The organism is Parashewanella hymeniacidonis (assembly GCF_016900895.1).
Classification (GTDB): Bacteria; Pseudomonadota; Gammaproteobacteria; order Enterobacterales; family Shewanellaceae; genus Parashewanella; species Parashewanella hymeniacidonis.
Window position 1 is genome coordinate 108629 of the sequence record NZ_JAFEUN010000001.1, and the last position, 15495, is coordinate 124123.

Genomic DNA, 15495 nt, shown 5'->3' on the forward strand with positions numbered 1-15495 from the left:
TTTGTATATTAAGAAATATACGGTTCATCAGTTTATCGATTCATGTTTGAGATAAATAAATAAGTGGTGTATAAAAATAGTTCACCAAACGACTTAATTAAGTTGATTAGTTCGAATAAAATAGTAACAAAGGAAGTTATGAGTAACGTGCAAATTCGTCATTCGACAGAAGCTGATATCCCTGCAATCGTTGGTCTGTATAAGCAAAAAAGTGTTTATGCCAATACGCTGCAACATCCTTATCCAAATTTGACCTATTGGACTCGCCGCCTATCTAATTTGCCTGAGGGTAATTATAGTCTTGTTGCGGAAATTGATGGCAAGGTTGTTGGCCAGTTGGGCATGGAAGTTTGCTCTAGACCAAGACGTAAGCACATTGCAAATTTAGGTATGGGCGTTTGTGAATCAACCAGACGAAAAGGTGTTGGAAAAGCATTACTGAAAGCGGCGTTAGAACTCGCACATAATTGGTTGGCCGTTACTCGTGTAGAACTTGAAGTTTACACCGATAATCATGCAGGCATAAATTTATACGAAAGCTGTGGCTTTGTGATTGAGGGACAAATGAAGCATTACGCTTTTCGTGATGGTGCTTATATAGATGCTTATTTAATGGCGCATATGGCTTCATGAACATTGAAAACTCAAAGAATGGTACAATTATTCATATCTTGATACCGTTCTAGTTCACATGCTCGTTCAACGCCTCTTGCTTTGCAAATTAAATCTCTTATTTCATCAAAATGACCGTTGAGCGCTATATCTAAAGCATTCCAGCGGTGCCCCACATAATTAACAGGCATGCGTACTGTAAGATTGGTGCTTGGATGTTTAACTAAAAACCTTACAAGTTCGATATTGTTTTGACGAGTTGCTTCAATTAGCAAAGGAACAGAGTCCCAACGATATTTAATCTTTTGAGCAGCTTTGCTTTTGCTAACGACATCATCTGTATATAAGCATTCCTTATTTGGACAAGCCCTGGATACATTTGGATTCAAACCCGTTTTAAGAAGTTGAAGAACTGATTGAGTCTCTTTTTCCTTTAAAGCCTTCCATAATTCGTTAATTCGTGTAGTTTCAGGAAACACTTTTAACGTCTCAATAGGGATGTGCTGATATAGTTCGGTGCGCAAAAATAAGTCGCTGATAGGTAGCAATTTTTTTAGCTTTTCAAGTATTTCTAACGCAACTAATTTCAGTTCTCTAATTTGCTCTTGATTAGCTTTAGTATTGGATATTAAAAATAAAATGGCTTCTCTGTCGGTTGAACCATTTACCGCTTTTGAGAGCATTTCAAGGTTATACAGTTTATCGCCTAGATTTTGTGTTAAATAGCTACGCAACTTCTCTGGTAATGGGCTAGAAAAGAGCTGCCACTCTTGGAACCTTTCAAAAGCTTTTAAATGAAATTCTTTTCGTGCTGATTTTTCTAATGATTCAATGGCGTAAACCACAACTTCCCAGCACTGAGCTTTTTCAAATAATAGTTGTACTGTTTTATTTTTTTGAACTGAATCCAAACATAATAAATTTCTATTAAGGATTTTAATTAATTTTTGAGGAAGCTTTTGCTTGAGAGCGCCTATTTCTTCTAGTTTGCAAATAACTTGAGGTAACATTAAATTCAATTCTTCTGGGGTACAGCTGTCGGCGATAAAAGTGACAACCTCAGAAGATTTGGCTTTTTCAAGCATCTTTTCTAATTCTTGAGTTCTGTTTTCATCGGTTTTTAGCCGTTTTTTAAGTGCTACAGCAAAGAGTGACAGTGTCGGTCTACAAGGCGCGGGTATTTTTTGATTGGAACATGTAACTATATAGTCAAAGTGCGCCTGAACATTACTGCCTAATAATGCTTGATATTCTACTGCAACTCTTTGATGTTGAGGGAATGAGCTTACATCGACTTTTTTTAAATCCGTAATTGTTAATGGACGATAAAAATTTTTCTCTTGCTCTTGAACATAAAAGTCGAGCTGTTGAGTACAAACAAGTTTAGTTTTTCCATCAGGATTTAATTTTATTACGGTTTGTAGATCTTCTTGGTGGAATTTAAATCTACCCAATCCAACAAGAAGTTTTATAAGTTCAGAGTGTAATACTAAAGCTGTTAAGTTTGGTTCATTATGTAAATAACGTAATGATGAGTATATTGCTTCATATTCAGTTGGAGATAAATGAGTTTTTCCTTGTAATGCAAATTGGAACGTCATATCAGCAAAAGGTTGTAAGCTGTTCGTTGTTCTGCATTGTTTGTAACAAGAGGATGAGGTTTCCAATAGAAGTACTTGAGGAGATTTTAGAGTATTATCTACTGTAACAGTCCAAGTCTGGTTAGCAGTGAATGGGCAGTTGACTAATTCTGACGCTAGCTCTGAAGGTAAGCAATAATCCATTCCTAATAAACTAAATTCAAGTGCGATTAAAACACTAGATAAGGTTAGAGCTTGTGATGTTGCATTCACTATTTTTTGTGTAACTAAGTTAGCTAAGACTGCGTCGAGCTGCTCAGTCGAGATAGAATGCTCTTTCATCAATTGATTCAAATGAACAAGAATTGAAAGCTGATCACCATATAACAATTGAGACTCTATAGGTTGTTGATATTCGTCATGACTATCTAATATCGTTTTTTGTAGCTCTTTGAGGGCAATAACAAGATTTGAGCGAGATTGTAAATTCTGACATTTAAACAAGCTATCGATTACATCTGAGGCTAACTCCCTTTCTTCTGAAACAAAGTTAAAAACTGAGTATTCTTCAGTATCATAATATGCCAAATGGCTTCTTGCAGATGGAATTAATTGGAATTGAGACGACATAGATTAACTCAGAGACAGAGAGAATTAAATTTAATAGGAGTTATTGATGAATATCAAGTTAAATATATTCCACTTTTCAAAGCATTATGAAATAAAAATGACACAATAAATAAACAATTTAGAAATAAAAGTGCAGTCCTTTTGTCATTTTATGCAGGTAATTTTGTCGTGTCCAAAAACTAACCTGATAAGAATCCGTCCTCGGAGATGACAATGGAACTGAAGAATATATTTAAACTTGGAGCGTTAGCAACTGCATTAGCACTAGCAGGTTGTGGCGGTGATGTGAACATCAATACGGGTAGCGAAACGGTTACTCCTCCTGTTACACCTCCACCAACAAATACTCAAACTCCAGAAGAAAAAGCCTACAGTGGCTTTGCAACTAAGAGTGCAACACTGGCATCAGTAGACGGCAAGCAAGTTTGGGTACTCAATGGTACGTTAGCTCCTTCTTCTTCATCTTCAACAATTGGTAGCTTCGGTGGCCAAGATGGTAACCGTATTGTTCTTGGAAATGATGTTGTTTGGCAACTTGATGGTGCCGTTGTTGCTGGTGGCGACAACGAAAACTCAGTTGAACTTGGGGTCGCAGCGGGTACTAAAGTACTAGGCGCAAGCGAATCTTATTTAGTTATCAGCCGTGGTTCTACTATTAAGGCTGAAGGTACAGAGTCAAGCCCAATTGTTTTTACTTCAGTTGAAAAAGGTATTGGCCAATCTGGTGCTCCGGGTCAATGGGGTGGCTTAGTATTGTTGGGTAACGCTCCTGTGAATACTTGTCCAGACTTAACAGATTGTGCTGCATCATTTGAAGTGGGCAATCACAGTTATGGCGGTAATGACGCTGAAGACAGTTCAGGATCATTGAAATACGTACGTGTTGAACATGGCGGCTTTAAAATCAATGACACTCAAGAAATGAACGGCGTAAGCTTTGGTGCTGTTGGTAGCGGAACCACAGTAAGCCACTTACAGGTTCATGACAACAATGACGATGGTATCGAGTTCTGGGGCGGAAGTGTTTCAGTTAGAAATGTTGTTCTAACAGACAACTTTGATGACTCATTAGATTGGACCAACGGCTGGACGGGTTCTGCACAGCACGTTTACATTCGTCAAAAAAATAATGGCTCAAATCGTGGTATTGAAGCTGATTCAAATTCAGATGATTCAGTTGACCCACGTTCAAATCCTCGCTTAGCCAACATTACGATTCAAGTTGCTGAAGGTGAAAATGCGGGTGGCGATGACGCAGAAGGTATTCTACTTCGTAAAAGTACTGGTGTTATGGCGCACAATATCCTCGTTAAGGGTAAGCCTGCATCAGGTGAATGTTTAGAAATAAATGGTGATACAACCGTTGAGCACGCACAAGCAGATGGTTTGGTATTTACGCACAGTTTAATTGATTGTACGGAACCATTTAAAGACGCAAAAGTAGATGCAGATAAAGGAACGACATTAGCCTACGATGTTGAAGCTTGGTTTACGGAGCAAGAAGGTAACCTAACCGTCGCATCTGATTTAAATGGTTATATGCCAAACCCATCATCACTAGCACTAACCAGCGGAAAAACGGATCTAGCTAACGTTGATGCTCGTTTAGACGATGCTGATTACATCGGTGCGTTTAATGACACGGATTGGACGGAGAACTGGACAACGGATATTCATGGCAGTACTTCACCAAATCCAGTCCAAGAATTGCCTGTACTGACGTCTTGCCCTGCCGGCACAATGTCAGAAGCTGTTCCTGCTGGTTTGTATGCTGATGACAGTGTCAGCCTCGTGTGTTCTCTTTCTGGAAATGTAACCGCTAATACAACGCTTTTAGCGGGCTCTAACGTGCTTTATAAGCTTAAAGACGGTGCGGTTGTGATTGGTGGTGATAACCAAAATTCTGCAACTTTAGGTATCCAAGCGGGTACGAAGTTGTTTGGTGAGTCAGGAAGCTATATCGCAGTAAGCCGTGGTTCTAAAATCATGGCTGAAGGTAATGAAACTCACCCAATCGTGATGACTTCGGAAGAAGATGTGATTGATGGTGCAACACCTGATCGCGGTCAGTGGGGTGGTTTAGTTTTACTGGGTAACGGTGAAACCAACAAATGTAGCGATAAGACAGATTGTGACGTGTCATTCGAAGTCGGTCAGCACAATTACGGTGGTGATAACAATGCAGACAGCAGTGGTCAATTAAGCTATGTGGTTGTTAAGTACGCTGGTTTTAAAGTTAACGACACTCAAGAAATGAACGGCATTTCGTTCGCTGCTGTGGGTAGTGGTACTCAAGTTGACCATATCCAAGTTCATGCAAATGGTGATGATGGTGTTGAATTCTGGGGTGGTGCGGTAAATCTGAAATACGTATACCTAACAGACAACTTTGATGACTCGTTAGATTGGACGAACGGTTGGACGGGTAAAGTGCAGCACTTATTTATTACTCATCAGGATGGTCAAGCAAACCGTGGTATCGAAGCTGACAGTCACAAAACAGATGAAGCAAGTCCTGTATCTAAGCCGATGATTTCAAATGTCACTATTTTACCGGGTGTAGATACTGAAAACGCAAGTGGCGACAAAGGTGAAGGTATTTTACTTCGTGTTGCAACAGCGGGTGAACTACACAATGTTTTAGTTCAAGGTCGTAAAGGAAGCACAGGTGATACTGAGTCAGGTGAGTGTTTAGAACTTGATGGTACTTACCCAACGCTAGTGAACAATGTTGAAGACGGTGAACTGGAAATGACTCACTCAATCATTGATTGTAACGAGCCATTCAAGTACAGCTCTGAAAATGATGCAACTACTGATGCGATTGATGTTGAAGCATGGTTCCTTGCTGATGATAAAAACAATGCTGCAACTGAAGTATCGCTAATGAGCTCAGGTGTGCCGGCTGAAGGTGAATCAAACCTACTGGGTGCTGGTAAAGACATGAGTGCAGAGGATAACTTCTTTGACGCAACGGATTACATCGGTGCATTTGGAACTGAAGACTGGACTGCTGGCTGGACGTTTAAGCCACAGCAGTAATCAATGAGAGGCCAACTCGGCTGAGTTGGCTACCTCCAGATTAAAGCCGCAATTTGCGGCTTCCTTCAATCTCACAGGAAAGTCATTATTATGAAAACCAAGCCGAACTTTTCAGTTAACAAGTTGAGCCGTGCTGTCGCTATAGCGATGTCTGCCGCTGCCATGCTCACAACTTTTCCAGGCTATTCGGCAGACGAAAACATCGATCCTAAAGAAGATTTCCCCATTGAGCCAATTGAGGTCATCGAAGTTCAAGGACGTTTAAGAACCGCCGCATCAGCAGCGATTGAGGAACGTCGTGAAGCTCCTACCGTTGAAGATTTAATGGGCGCAGAGCAAATCAGCCGTACAGGTGATAGTGATGCCGCAGCTGCACTTCGTCGAATCACTGGTTTAACCCTAAAAGACGGTAAATTTATCTATGTGCGTGGTTTGGGTGAACGTTATTCTTCAACATCGTTAAACGGTGCTGTCGTACCATCACCAGATCCAACCCGTAATGTCGTACCACTCGATATGTTCCCAGCGTCAATTATTGATTCACTGTCCGTACAAAAAGCGGCTTCTGCTGATATGCCAGCAGCATTTGGTGGTGGTCATGTCGACATCAGAACTAAGTCGATACCGTCCGATTTTTTCTTTAAAGCTAAAATTGGTACTCGCTATAACACGAACGATTCTAAAGACACTTACACCTACAATGGTGGTGACGATGATTGGCAAGGAAAAGATGATGGGACGAGAGCCATGCCTCAGTCCATCAACGATACCATCGCTCGTTACGGTGGCTTATCTCCGATTGATATTTTGACGGGGTCGAATGGAACAGTTGATTTCCCAACGGCTCAGAATATTAACCGCTCATTAGTCAACGATATATATCGTGATATGACGATTCAGCATGAGGATACAGACTTAGGTTTAAGAGCAAACGCCTCTGTAGGAAACAGCTGGGAGATAGGTGACGAGTCTATGTTTGGATTTGTTGCTGCTGCGTCTTATAAAGCTCAAGCTGAAAACTATACAAAAACAGAAGTCGAGCTGGATGGCGATAAAGAGCAAGTTCAGGTAGAAAACTCGAAAGACATTGTTGGAACAGATTCTATCGTGCAAATTTCAGGTATGTTCAATATGGGGTTCGAACTGAACGAAAACCATAAAATTGAAACATATACTACGTATTTGCGTGATACATCTGATGATGTGTCAATCTCGCTAGAAGAGACAATCGATACCATCAGCGAGCCTAACGCACTTCTTGTAAATGAAATTGAGTATCAAGAACGATCGTTGATCAGTAATCAGATAAAAGGTAAGCATTATCTTGAAGAACTTTGGGATGTCGAACTTGATTGGATGTATACCGATTCTCGCTCAAGACGCTACGCACCCAGTGAATTGTCGTATACGTATAACGTGATTGTCGATGACAATGGACAATACACTGACCGCAAGTTGAACACACAAGATGCACCAAAATATTTATACAGTAACCTAGAAGATGACGCTGAAAATTATGGTTGGAGCTTAACTTACCCAATCGATATAGGTGATACCATTATTAAGCTACGCGCTGGTTACCAATATAATGAACGAGTTCGTCATAGTTTTGCGACTCGCTTGGGATTAGAAGTGGGCCTTAGCCCTAATCAAACTAATGGTGACATCTTAAGTCTCGACTACAACCGTATTTTTTCTGACGATAACATTGCATCGAATGTGTTGGATCTTGAATTAAGAGATGCGTCAACAGATACAGAAGATTATGTAGCCGCTGAAAAAAATGACGCTGGTTTTGCAAGTATCGATATTGATATTGATGATGTATGGCGAATTTATGCGGGGATTCGATATGAAGATTTTCGCAGAACGACATTACCATTAACACCTGAAGGTGAGATTTCAGATGAAGCTGGTCGTTACAGCATTACGGATTACGTTATTGTTGAGGATGGCTGGTTCCCGTCATTATCTCTAACATGGAAAGACTCTGACACGACTCAATGGCGTTTTGGTGCAAGTAAGACTATTGTTCGTCCGGACTTACGTGAAGTGTCTCCGGTACGATTCCAAGACCCAATTACCGGTTTTGATTTCTTCGGTAACCCAGAGTTAACCAGCTCAAACATTCTCAATTTTGATTTACGTTGGGAAATGTACTCAGATGATGGCAATAACTTCAGTATTGGCGGTTTTTATAAAGATGTTGAAGCACCGATTGAACCAGTACAACGTATTTCAGAAGCTGGGCGTCAGCTTAAGTTTTACAATGCGGAATCCGGTGTTATTTACGGTATCGAAACGGAGTTCTTGCACGACTTGAATTTCTTAGGTGACTGGAGCGACAGCTTTTTTGTTGCAGGTAACCTAACGTTAAGCGACTCAGAAATTGAAATTCAGCCAAATGGTGAGATTGACCCAACTAACTTGAAACGCCGTATGACAGGCCATAGTGAATGGGTGGCAAACCTTCAACTCAGTTTTGACTCACCAGATGAAATGCACAGCTCAACGTTGGTGTATAACGTATTTGGCGAACGTATTGCATATGGTGGCCGTGGTGGGTTAGACGATGTGTATGAACAACCATTTAACAGCTTAGATTTTACCTACAGTTTTCTTCCTGACGAATTTTGGACTTTCAAACTGAAAGCGAAAAACTTACTTGGCTCAGAAACTGAATATAAACAACAAGGTGTTAAAGTTTATTCTAAAGATCCGGGTACTGAGTATACTTTTGAAGTGAGTTATAGTTACTAGAATCGCAATGTCACACTGAGAAACGCGGGCGTGAACTTTGATGCCCGCAACTCTTTTTTACTTATAATTTGAGAGCCCATATTGGAGTTTCTTAAGCTCATCGTTGAGCAACTTCATGTCGTTTCTGCCGTCAATCGCTCTTTTGTATGCGTCACTGATATCGTGTTTATATTGTTTACTAATTTCTTTAGCTAGTTTATCTACTTCTTTGTCTATGTTACTAATACTGTTACCAACTTGAGTCATACCAGATGTTATTTTTGATGTATATACCCATAATACTTGAAGATGCATGTTTCAGGACTTTTTCAGCGCCAATTCTTTGAGGCGCATTAGCGAAGGAATATCGGGATTCTTTCGAGCTAATGTAACAAAGAAGAATTGGCGCTTAGAAGTCCACGCAGTGCGAGTTGCACAGCTTGCTACTCTTCGTTGCCAGTGCTAACAATAGCTCACTATTGTTAGCACTGTCGCCTTGATTAACAAGTTGTGCATTCTCGCTGAAATCGAGCATCTTCAGGTATCATGGGTATAGCTAGCATCAGATGCTTGCTCTAATCGTGAGGTGTCAACTTGCTTTTCTTTATTGATAGAATTTAACTCTGTTGGACTAATACTGCTAGAACTATTAATAATAAGGCTAGGGGCGGTTGATCTTTGTTTAATAATTCAGCTGAGCAATAAATCGCCTTAATCGAGGCGGAAATAGTGCAATTTAGTCATCTAAATAAACTATTTTTAACACAGAGTAAGGCGATTTAGACTCAGCCCGTAGGGCAATGGTTATTTTTAACGCTATCTGCATTGTCACTGCGCTCATTTAGAAGAACTAAATAACGCTTGTTCCGCTTTGCTATCGTCAAAAATAATCATTGCTGAAAATATCAACAAAGATCAACAGCCCCTACTCATTTATATCTCCAAATCAAATTAACTGACTTTTAAGTTGTCAATATTAAGACTTACCATCTAATTGAGAAACTAAGGGGTGTTAATCTTTGTATAATAATTAAACTGAGCAATAAATCGCCTTACTTAATCGAGGCGGAATAGTGCTGTTTAGTCATCTAAATAAACTATTTTCAACAAAGAATAAGGCGATTTAGATTCAGCCCGTAGGGTAATGGTTATTTTTAACGCTATCTGCATTGTCACTTAGCTCATTTAGAATAACTAAATAACGCTTGTTCCGTTTTGATATCGTCAAAAATCATCATTGCTGATAATATCAACAAAGATCAATAGCTCCCTACTATCTCTAAAAATTGACATTATTAATACAACAGCTCAATAACTTAAGTATCGTCATTAATAACATCTTTAATTGTATCCATTTGGTTTTTCAAACTGTAAGTAGAAACGTCTATTTGCTGTAAAATATTCAAACCAAGATTAACGGCTGATAAAAGCTGTTCATGTACTGCTTTCGCTTGATCTGAAAGCTGATTATTTTCAGTATCACTGATATCTGGGTAAATTTTTTCAAGTGCTTGTTGGTTTGCCATCAGTTGGCTAAAAGTAGCGTGAAAGTTGATAAAACGAGCGCCAAGCATATCTTTAGGCTCATTATTATTGCTTTCTAGGAAGTTATTGTACTTTTCAAGAGCCGAAACATTTTCAGTCACTTGCTTTAAGATCGAATTAAGTTCTATTTCAGATGCTGCAACCATCATTTCATTGTTTGACTTAGTGGTGTTTGCTGATTCCAGTTTTGTCATTGTTAACACTCCGACTGAGTCCACATATGTCAGCCATTGATTTCATGAGACATATATAAAGCGCTTGATAGTTTTTGATTTAATTCATCTAATATTGAGTTTAGTTCAGTATACGCTGAGTGATGCTCATATAATTTTTGTTTTAACTGTACTGGATCAAACTTTCGTTTTTTAGCATCCAAATCCTCTTTTGAAGGATTGACGAGCTTTTGCTCATCATCTGCTTCTTTTTCGACATCATCATCGGGTAAATAGCCAAGTGAAATCAGTTCATTGAGCTCTGATAAGCAAGCGAGCTTAACTGAACCCATCATTGAGCTGTCTTCATCATTACCTAGTTTGTCACGCTCTTCTTTCGCTTTTTCTAAATCATCTTCAAGTAATTTTTCAATTAACTGACTCAGCTTTTTTTCTTTCGGTGTTAAATTCTTAACAGCATTCGTCATTTTATGAGTTAAATAAGCTTTGAATAGCTCAGGATCACACTTAGCATTATCTCTATGTGATGTTTCTGCGGCTTGTAATCCTATGACAGGTTTCGAGCTGCGACTAATTGATGATACCTCTGACATTTTAGACCTCTGCTTAACAAGCGTTGAAGTCCATTTCGATAAATCAAAGCGCAATAAATATATTTTACTAATAGTTAACAGTATATAAAACGGTTTGCCTGCTAACTTCTAATTTATTGAGGTGTTTGCGTATTAGTGGTCGTACCAGTGATCTTGGAAGTATTTGAAACAAAACTCGGGAGCTTGGGCAATATAAGCTGATAGTCTTTTTTAGGGACGTTCTTTAAATCAAATTTAGGAAACTTCATTTGTAAAGCCCCATCATCACTGTTGGCAACTTGATCCATTAAACTTTTAAGTTTATTGATATAAATTTTTGTAGCGGCGAGCAACTTACTTGAGTCTTGTAAAAGGTCAAAGCACTCTTTTAACAGTTCCATATCTTTTTTTTGTTCGGGGGTAATATTTTTTGCATTCTTTCCATTTAAATCGTGTAGCTCTTGGAGTAAATCGGGGAGTGTTTTATGTTCATGCATAAACGTTTCGACTTTTTGCTCCAAGAACTTGAAATTACTTTCGACTTTTTTTAGTTCATCGCCCATTTTTGAGCCGAATGATTCCGTTGATTTTAAAAATTGAAAACCCTGTGGTTGCACATCTAAAGCTTGCAGAGCTTTATCTGTCATTACTTCATGTGAAGCATTCGAAGAATCAATTGTATTACTCATAAGTCACCCAATAAAACACCGAGAATCTATGGTTACTATACAAACTTCATACACTTCACTATATCGAAAATTTATGACCTTACCATCCTACTGGTACTACCAGTTTAATCGGCGTACTGATTTCTAAGTTCAGGTAAATCAACTGAATATTGAACGAACTCCACTTCAATTCCATTAGGGTCAATAAAATAAACACTTTTTTGGGTGTCATCGTTACCTCCCCAAATTGCGACTGGGTAACCAGCATTTTGAAGTCGTTCAATCAAAGTCTCAAGATTGCTCACCGTAAAGGCATAGTGTGCTAAACCAACTTGGTCGCCTTTTAAATCTCTAGCTGCTCTTTTTCCATGGTCACTGAAAGCTAAATAGTGATAATCATCGCCAAAATGAACCCACCTTCTTGGTTTACCGTACCATTCGCCAGATCCGCCACCACGGACACTCCAATGTGGAAAAGCTGCTTGATAAAAAGCGAGAGTTTCAGGTATATCCTTGACGACAACGTTTACATGTTCGAGTGAGATCATAATTTGTTCCTCTTTGCTTTTTAAGATAATTTGAAAAACTACATTCCATATGAAAATAACTGCCTGTTTTCGATTGGATTTTTTTTAATGTTTACACGTAAATTCGAAAGTGCCTCGCTGAACCTGGCCAGCATTTCGAGGCTGTATTCGATTCTGAGCCTCAGCGACCTATCGTGTGAGGATTCAATTTCTGGATTAAGAAAGCCTTCAACACCTCTAATGATTAAATGTTCAGAAATGGGTATGAGGCCGTTATTTTTGCCACCACCCATTTTCAGTTCTGCTATTGGGTAGGTACCTCCAATGCCACTGGAAACAGCGACATACATGATTGGTTTGTTATCTGTCATGTCGAGATCGCACATCAGAAGAAAGTTTTTCAAAAGTGGAGAGGCCATACCATTCCATTCAGGAGTAATGGCAATAATGGCATCAGCCTCTTCAAGTGATGACTTTACTTGAGCCCAAGACTCACCTTTATCCGATGTACCATCCCAAAATGGCAGGTTAAGCATAGCCAGTTCAATGTGAGTTATTGATTCATATTGCTTGGCATGAAACTTCAAATATTCCCCGACGTTAAAACTTTGAGATTCAGCTCTGTGGCTCGCACTGACGATAACAAGATTCATATTAAGTAAGTATTTTTGTTTATAAATTAATATGTAAAGTAAATTATTTACTTAATATTGTAAAGCAAAAATAAACAGAAAAGTTTACTTAATAGTGCCTTGAGTAATATCATTAGCTCAGAATCAATTGGAGTAAGTATGAAAACCACTGAAAAAATTCTGAACCTCTTAAAACTGAATGGACCGTTAACGGCTAAGTTTTTGGCTGAAGAGCTAGAGCTAACGACGATGGGCGTGAGGCAACACCTTCAAGCTTTGGAAGATTCTAATGACGTGGTGACAGAAGATATTGCTAAGGGGAGAGGGCGACCAAGCCGTCATTGGCGATTAGTTGAAAATAATGCTGGTGGCTTTGAGGATCGACACGAAGAACTTACTTTGCAGTTGATTGACTCAGTTAAAGTGATATTTGGTGACGAAGGGTTAGAGCGCTTAATTAAACAGAGAGAAGCAGACAGCCTTTTGTTGTATAAAAAGGCGCTTGAAGCCAAAAATACGATAAAAGAAAAAGTGATTACTTTAGCTGAATTACGAACCCAAGAAGGTTACATGGCAACTTGGAGTGAAGAAGGTGCTCACTTTTGGTTGTTAGAAAATCACTGCCCAATATGTGCCGCTGCGATGAAATGTCAAAGTTTTTGTCGTTCAGAGTTAGAGCTTTTTCAAGCTTTATTCTTGGGTGTTGCTCAAGTTTGCCGCACCGAGCACATTGTTGATGGTGCAAGAAGGTGTGCTTATAAAATTCAATCTTAAATCCATTTATTTTCTCCACTTTAATGTCTAAATATTATTTCCGAGTAATGCCTGTTTCAATCACAATTTTTGGTGTTATTTCTTGTCTTTTAGATTTTACTTCTGTGCCCGAATCTTCAAATTGATGCTTGAAACCTTCGATTACTTCATAGGCGTGGTGAGCAGTGAAAAGGTTAAAATTGCATTTACTTCTTTGTATAGAGCGTTTGTTTTCGAAGTAAACTGAATCTTCGTCTTTTTTAGAGATGAAATGCTTGTTCCAACTTTTTCTAACTGATTCTGTTCACCTTTCTCTGATGTTATTGAGGCTGCGGCTTTAGTTGCATCAGTGGGTTTGTGCCAAGCTTCTATTGTTAATAATTTGTCTTTAAACACATATACCAGCGTGTACTTTCTGCCATTTTGCGTCTTATACTCATAACGACCGTCTTCTTTTTCACTGGTTACTCTAGTGAGTACAGATGGATCAGTTTCTATATATCAATCTTGCATCTGGATCGAGTGTAAGTGGCAGCACGTTAATTTCACCTTATTGATTAATCATAGATTTATTCTATAGATAAACAGTCAAGGCCATTTATAAAATCAATCACTTTTGTAAGCTCGTATTAAGCTAAAAACATCACGGTGCTCAGATAGTTGTTATTTTTCGTAAAAACAGCATAAAATTCATTCAAGTCTATTCAAGAGAATACCAGATGCTAGGAACTGCACTTTGTAAAAATGCATTAAAGGCTTTGTTGTTAGGTAGTGGTGAGTTAGGAAAAGAAATTGCAATTGAATTGCAACGGTTAGGCATCGAGGTTATTGCCGTTGACCGTTATTCTAATGCTCCTGCAATGCATGTTGCTCATCGTTCTCATGTCATCGATATGCTCAGTGCTTCAGCACTACGATCTGTTATTGCTCAAGAAAATCCAGATATTGTCATTCCTGAAATAGAAGCGATAAATACCCAGTTACTCGAAGAATTAGAACAAGATGGATTAAACGTCATTCCTAACGCAAAAGCAGCACGTCTAACCATGGATAGAGAAGGAATAAGACGATTAGCGGCTAATTCACTTGGCGTACTGACTTCTCGGTTTTTCTTTTGTGATAATAAAAAAGATCTAAAGTCTGCCATTGAAAAAATGGGTTTTCCATGCGTAATTAAACCCGTTATGAGTTCTTCTGGTCACGGTCAGAGTGTCATTAAAAGTGAAGAACAAATTGACGCTGCTTGGGCTCACTCTCAGGAAGAGGGGCGAAGTGGTCAAGGTCGAGTAATTGTTGAAAGCTTTATCGATTTTGACTACGAAATTACATTACTCACCGTCCAGGCTGTTGACGGTATTCATTTCTGTGCTCCCATCGGTCACAGACAAGAAAACGGTGATTATCAAGAATCATGGCAACCTCAAAACATGAGCGAGCATTGTTTAAATGCGGCAAAAGAGATGGCCAAGAAAGTAGTAAAAGCATTAGGTGGATATGGGTTATTTGGAGTTGAAATGTTCATAAAAGGTGATGACGTCTATTTCTCAGAAGTATCGCCACGACCTCATGATACCGGGCTGGTCACTTTAATCAGCCAAGACTTATCTGAGTTTGCACTGCACGTGCGTGCGATTTTAGGTTTACCAATCGCTAAGATAAAACAACTTGGATACTCTGCATCAGCGGTGATTCTAGGTGACGGACACTCAGTAAACATAGAGTATGAAGGACTGCACAAAGCGTTACTCGAAGCAGAAACTCAACTTCGCTTATTTGCTAAGCCAGAAATTAACGGTCATCGACGCTTAGGTGTTGCACTTGCAAGAGATGAGAATATTGACGCTGCAGTTGAAAAAGCAAAACGTGCAGCATCACGAATATTGATTAAGTATTAGTCTTCAATACTGCAGACAGTTTTATGCAGCAATTGTCCCGTACTCACTGACTTCACTATAAACCTGAGATACTTTTTCATCACTCACGTCTATTCCTAACTTACCGAAAACTAAATTTACCAAGTGC

At 39.1% G+C, this 15495-nt stretch carries 13 protein-coding genes; 5 read left to right on the forward strand and 8 right to left on the reverse strand.

Annotated elements, in window-relative coordinates; translation table 11 throughout:
- The first annotated feature begins 138 nt into the window (after positions 1-138).
- Positions 139-633: a GNAT family N-acetyltransferase gene (locus tag JQC92_RS00535; protein ID WP_204997800.1), complete on the forward strand. Its 495-nt coding sequence runs from the start codon at positions 139-141 to the stop codon at positions 631-633.
- Between the two features lie 11 nt (positions 634-644).
- On the opposite strand, the gene JQC92_RS00540 is transcribed toward JQC92_RS00535, so the two are convergent.
- Positions 645-2822, reverse strand: coding sequence for a hypothetical protein (locus JQC92_RS00540; RefSeq protein ID WP_204997801.1), 2178 nt, complete (start codon positions 2820-2822; stop codon positions 645-647).
- A 213-nt stretch (positions 2823-3035) separates the two neighbouring features.
- Between JQC92_RS00540 and JQC92_RS00545 the strand changes: the two genes are divergently transcribed.
- Entirely contained in the window at positions 3036-5864 is a 2829-nt protein-coding gene (locus JQC92_RS00545) for a hypothetical protein (RefSeq protein WP_204997802.1), read from the forward strand.
- A 90-nt stretch (positions 5865-5954) separates the two neighbouring features.
- Complete coding sequence (locus JQC92_RS00550; protein WP_204997803.1) at positions 5955-8624, forward strand: TonB-dependent receptor domain-containing protein; 2670 nt, start codon at positions 5955-5957, stop codon at positions 8622-8624.
- A 57-nt stretch (positions 8625-8681) separates the two neighbouring features.
- Here JQC92_RS00550 and JQC92_RS00555 read toward each other — a convergent pair whose 3' ends face one another.
- From JQC92_RS00555 to JQC92_RS00580, 6 genes are all read right to left on the reverse strand, one after another.
- Entirely contained in the window at positions 8682-8918 is a 237-nt protein-coding gene (locus tag JQC92_RS00555; RefSeq protein ID WP_204997804.1) for a hypothetical protein, read from the reverse strand.
- A 1001-nt stretch (positions 8919-9919) separates the two neighbouring features.
- Complete coding sequence (locus JQC92_RS00560; RefSeq protein ID WP_204997805.1) at positions 9920-10342, reverse strand: hypothetical protein; 423 nt, start codon at positions 10340-10342, stop codon at positions 9920-9922.
- Between the two features lie 29 nt (positions 10343-10371).
- Positions 10372-10914 carry a hypothetical protein gene (locus JQC92_RS00565; protein ID WP_204997806.1) on the reverse strand — a complete coding sequence of 181 codons (543 nt, stop codon included), beginning with the start codon at positions 10912-10914 and terminating at the stop codon, positions 10372-10374.
- Between the two features lie 113 nt (positions 10915-11027).
- Complete coding sequence (locus tag JQC92_RS00570; RefSeq protein ID WP_204997807.1) at positions 11028-11582, reverse strand: hypothetical protein; 555 nt, start codon at positions 11580-11582, stop codon at positions 11028-11030.
- A gap of 104 nt (positions 11583-11686) precedes the next feature.
- A complete protein-coding gene (locus tag JQC92_RS00575) occupies positions 11687-12109 on the reverse strand; it encodes a VOC family protein (protein WP_204997808.1) in 423 nt (140 codons plus the stop codon).
- A gap of 38 nt (positions 12110-12147) precedes the next feature.
- The gene (locus JQC92_RS00580; RefSeq protein ID WP_204997809.1) at positions 12148-12741 is read right to left on the reverse strand and encodes an NADPH-dependent FMN reductase; all 594 of its coding nucleotides are present in this window, start codon (positions 12739-12741) and stop codon (positions 12148-12150) included.
- A 138-nt stretch (positions 12742-12879) separates the two neighbouring features.
- Between JQC92_RS00580 and JQC92_RS00585 the strand changes: the two genes are divergently transcribed.
- Complete coding sequence (locus JQC92_RS00585) at positions 12880-13494, forward strand: helix-turn-helix transcriptional regulator (protein WP_204997810.1); 615 nt, start codon at positions 12880-12882, stop codon at positions 13492-13494.
- A 141-nt stretch (positions 13495-13635) separates the two neighbouring features.
- On the opposite strand, the gene JQC92_RS00590 is transcribed toward JQC92_RS00585, so the two are convergent.
- On the reverse strand, positions 13636-13869 hold the full coding sequence (locus JQC92_RS00590) for a hypothetical protein (protein WP_204997811.1): 234 nt from the start codon (positions 13867-13869) through the stop codon (positions 13636-13638).
- Positions 13870-14192: 323 nt separating this feature from the next.
- Between JQC92_RS00590 and purT the strand changes: the two genes are divergently transcribed.
- Positions 14193-15368: a formate-dependent phosphoribosylglycinamide formyltransferase gene (gene purT / locus JQC92_RS00595; protein WP_204997812.1), complete on the forward strand. Its 1176-nt coding sequence runs from the start codon at positions 14193-14195 to the stop codon at positions 15366-15368.
- Positions 15369-15495 lie beyond the last annotated feature (127 nt).

What these genes read in the sequence shown, in the direction of transcription:
- JQC92_RS00535 (WP_204997800.1), top strand. Translation starts at nt 139, where the DNA reads ATGAGTAACGTGCAAATTCGTCATTCGACAGAAGCTGATATCCCTGCA.
- JQC92_RS00540 (WP_204997801.1), bottom strand. Translation starts at nt 2,822, where the DNA reads ATGTCGTCTCAATTCCAATTAATTCCATCTGCAAGAAGCCATTTGGCA.
- JQC92_RS00545 (WP_204997802.1), top strand. Translation starts at nt 3,036, where the DNA reads ATGGAACTGAAGAATATATTTAAACTTGGAGCGTTAGCAACTGCATTA.
- JQC92_RS00550 (WP_204997803.1), top strand. Translation starts at nt 5,955, where the DNA reads ATGAAAACCAAGCCGAACTTTTCAGTTAACAAGTTGAGCCGTGCTGTC.
- JQC92_RS00555 (WP_204997804.1), bottom strand. Translation starts at nt 8,918, where the DNA reads ATGCATCTTCAAGTATTATGGGTATATACATCAAAAATAACATCTGGT.
- JQC92_RS00560 (WP_204997805.1), bottom strand. Translation starts at nt 10,342, where the DNA reads ATGACAAAACTGGAATCAGCAAACACCACTAAGTCAAACAATGAAATG.
- JQC92_RS00565 (WP_204997806.1), bottom strand. Translation starts at nt 10,914, where the DNA reads ATGTCAGAGGTATCATCAATTAGTCGCAGCTCGAAACCTGTCATAGGA.
- JQC92_RS00570 (WP_204997807.1), bottom strand. Translation starts at nt 11,582, where the DNA reads ATGAGTAATACAATTGATTCTTCGAATGCTTCACATGAAGTAATGACA.
- JQC92_RS00575 (WP_204997808.1), bottom strand. Translation starts at nt 12,109, where the DNA reads ATGATCTCACTCGAACATGTAAACGTTGTCGTCAAGGATATACCTGAA.
- JQC92_RS00580 (WP_204997809.1), bottom strand. Translation starts at nt 12,741, where the DNA reads ATGAATCTTGTTATCGTCAGTGCGAGCCACAGAGCTGAATCTCAAAGT.
- JQC92_RS00585 (WP_204997810.1), top strand. Translation starts at nt 12,880, where the DNA reads ATGAAAACCACTGAAAAAATTCTGAACCTCTTAAAACTGAATGGACCG.
- purT (WP_204997812.1), top strand. Translation starts at nt 14,193, where the DNA reads ATGCTAGGAACTGCACTTTGTAAAAATGCATTAAAGGCTTTGTTGTTA.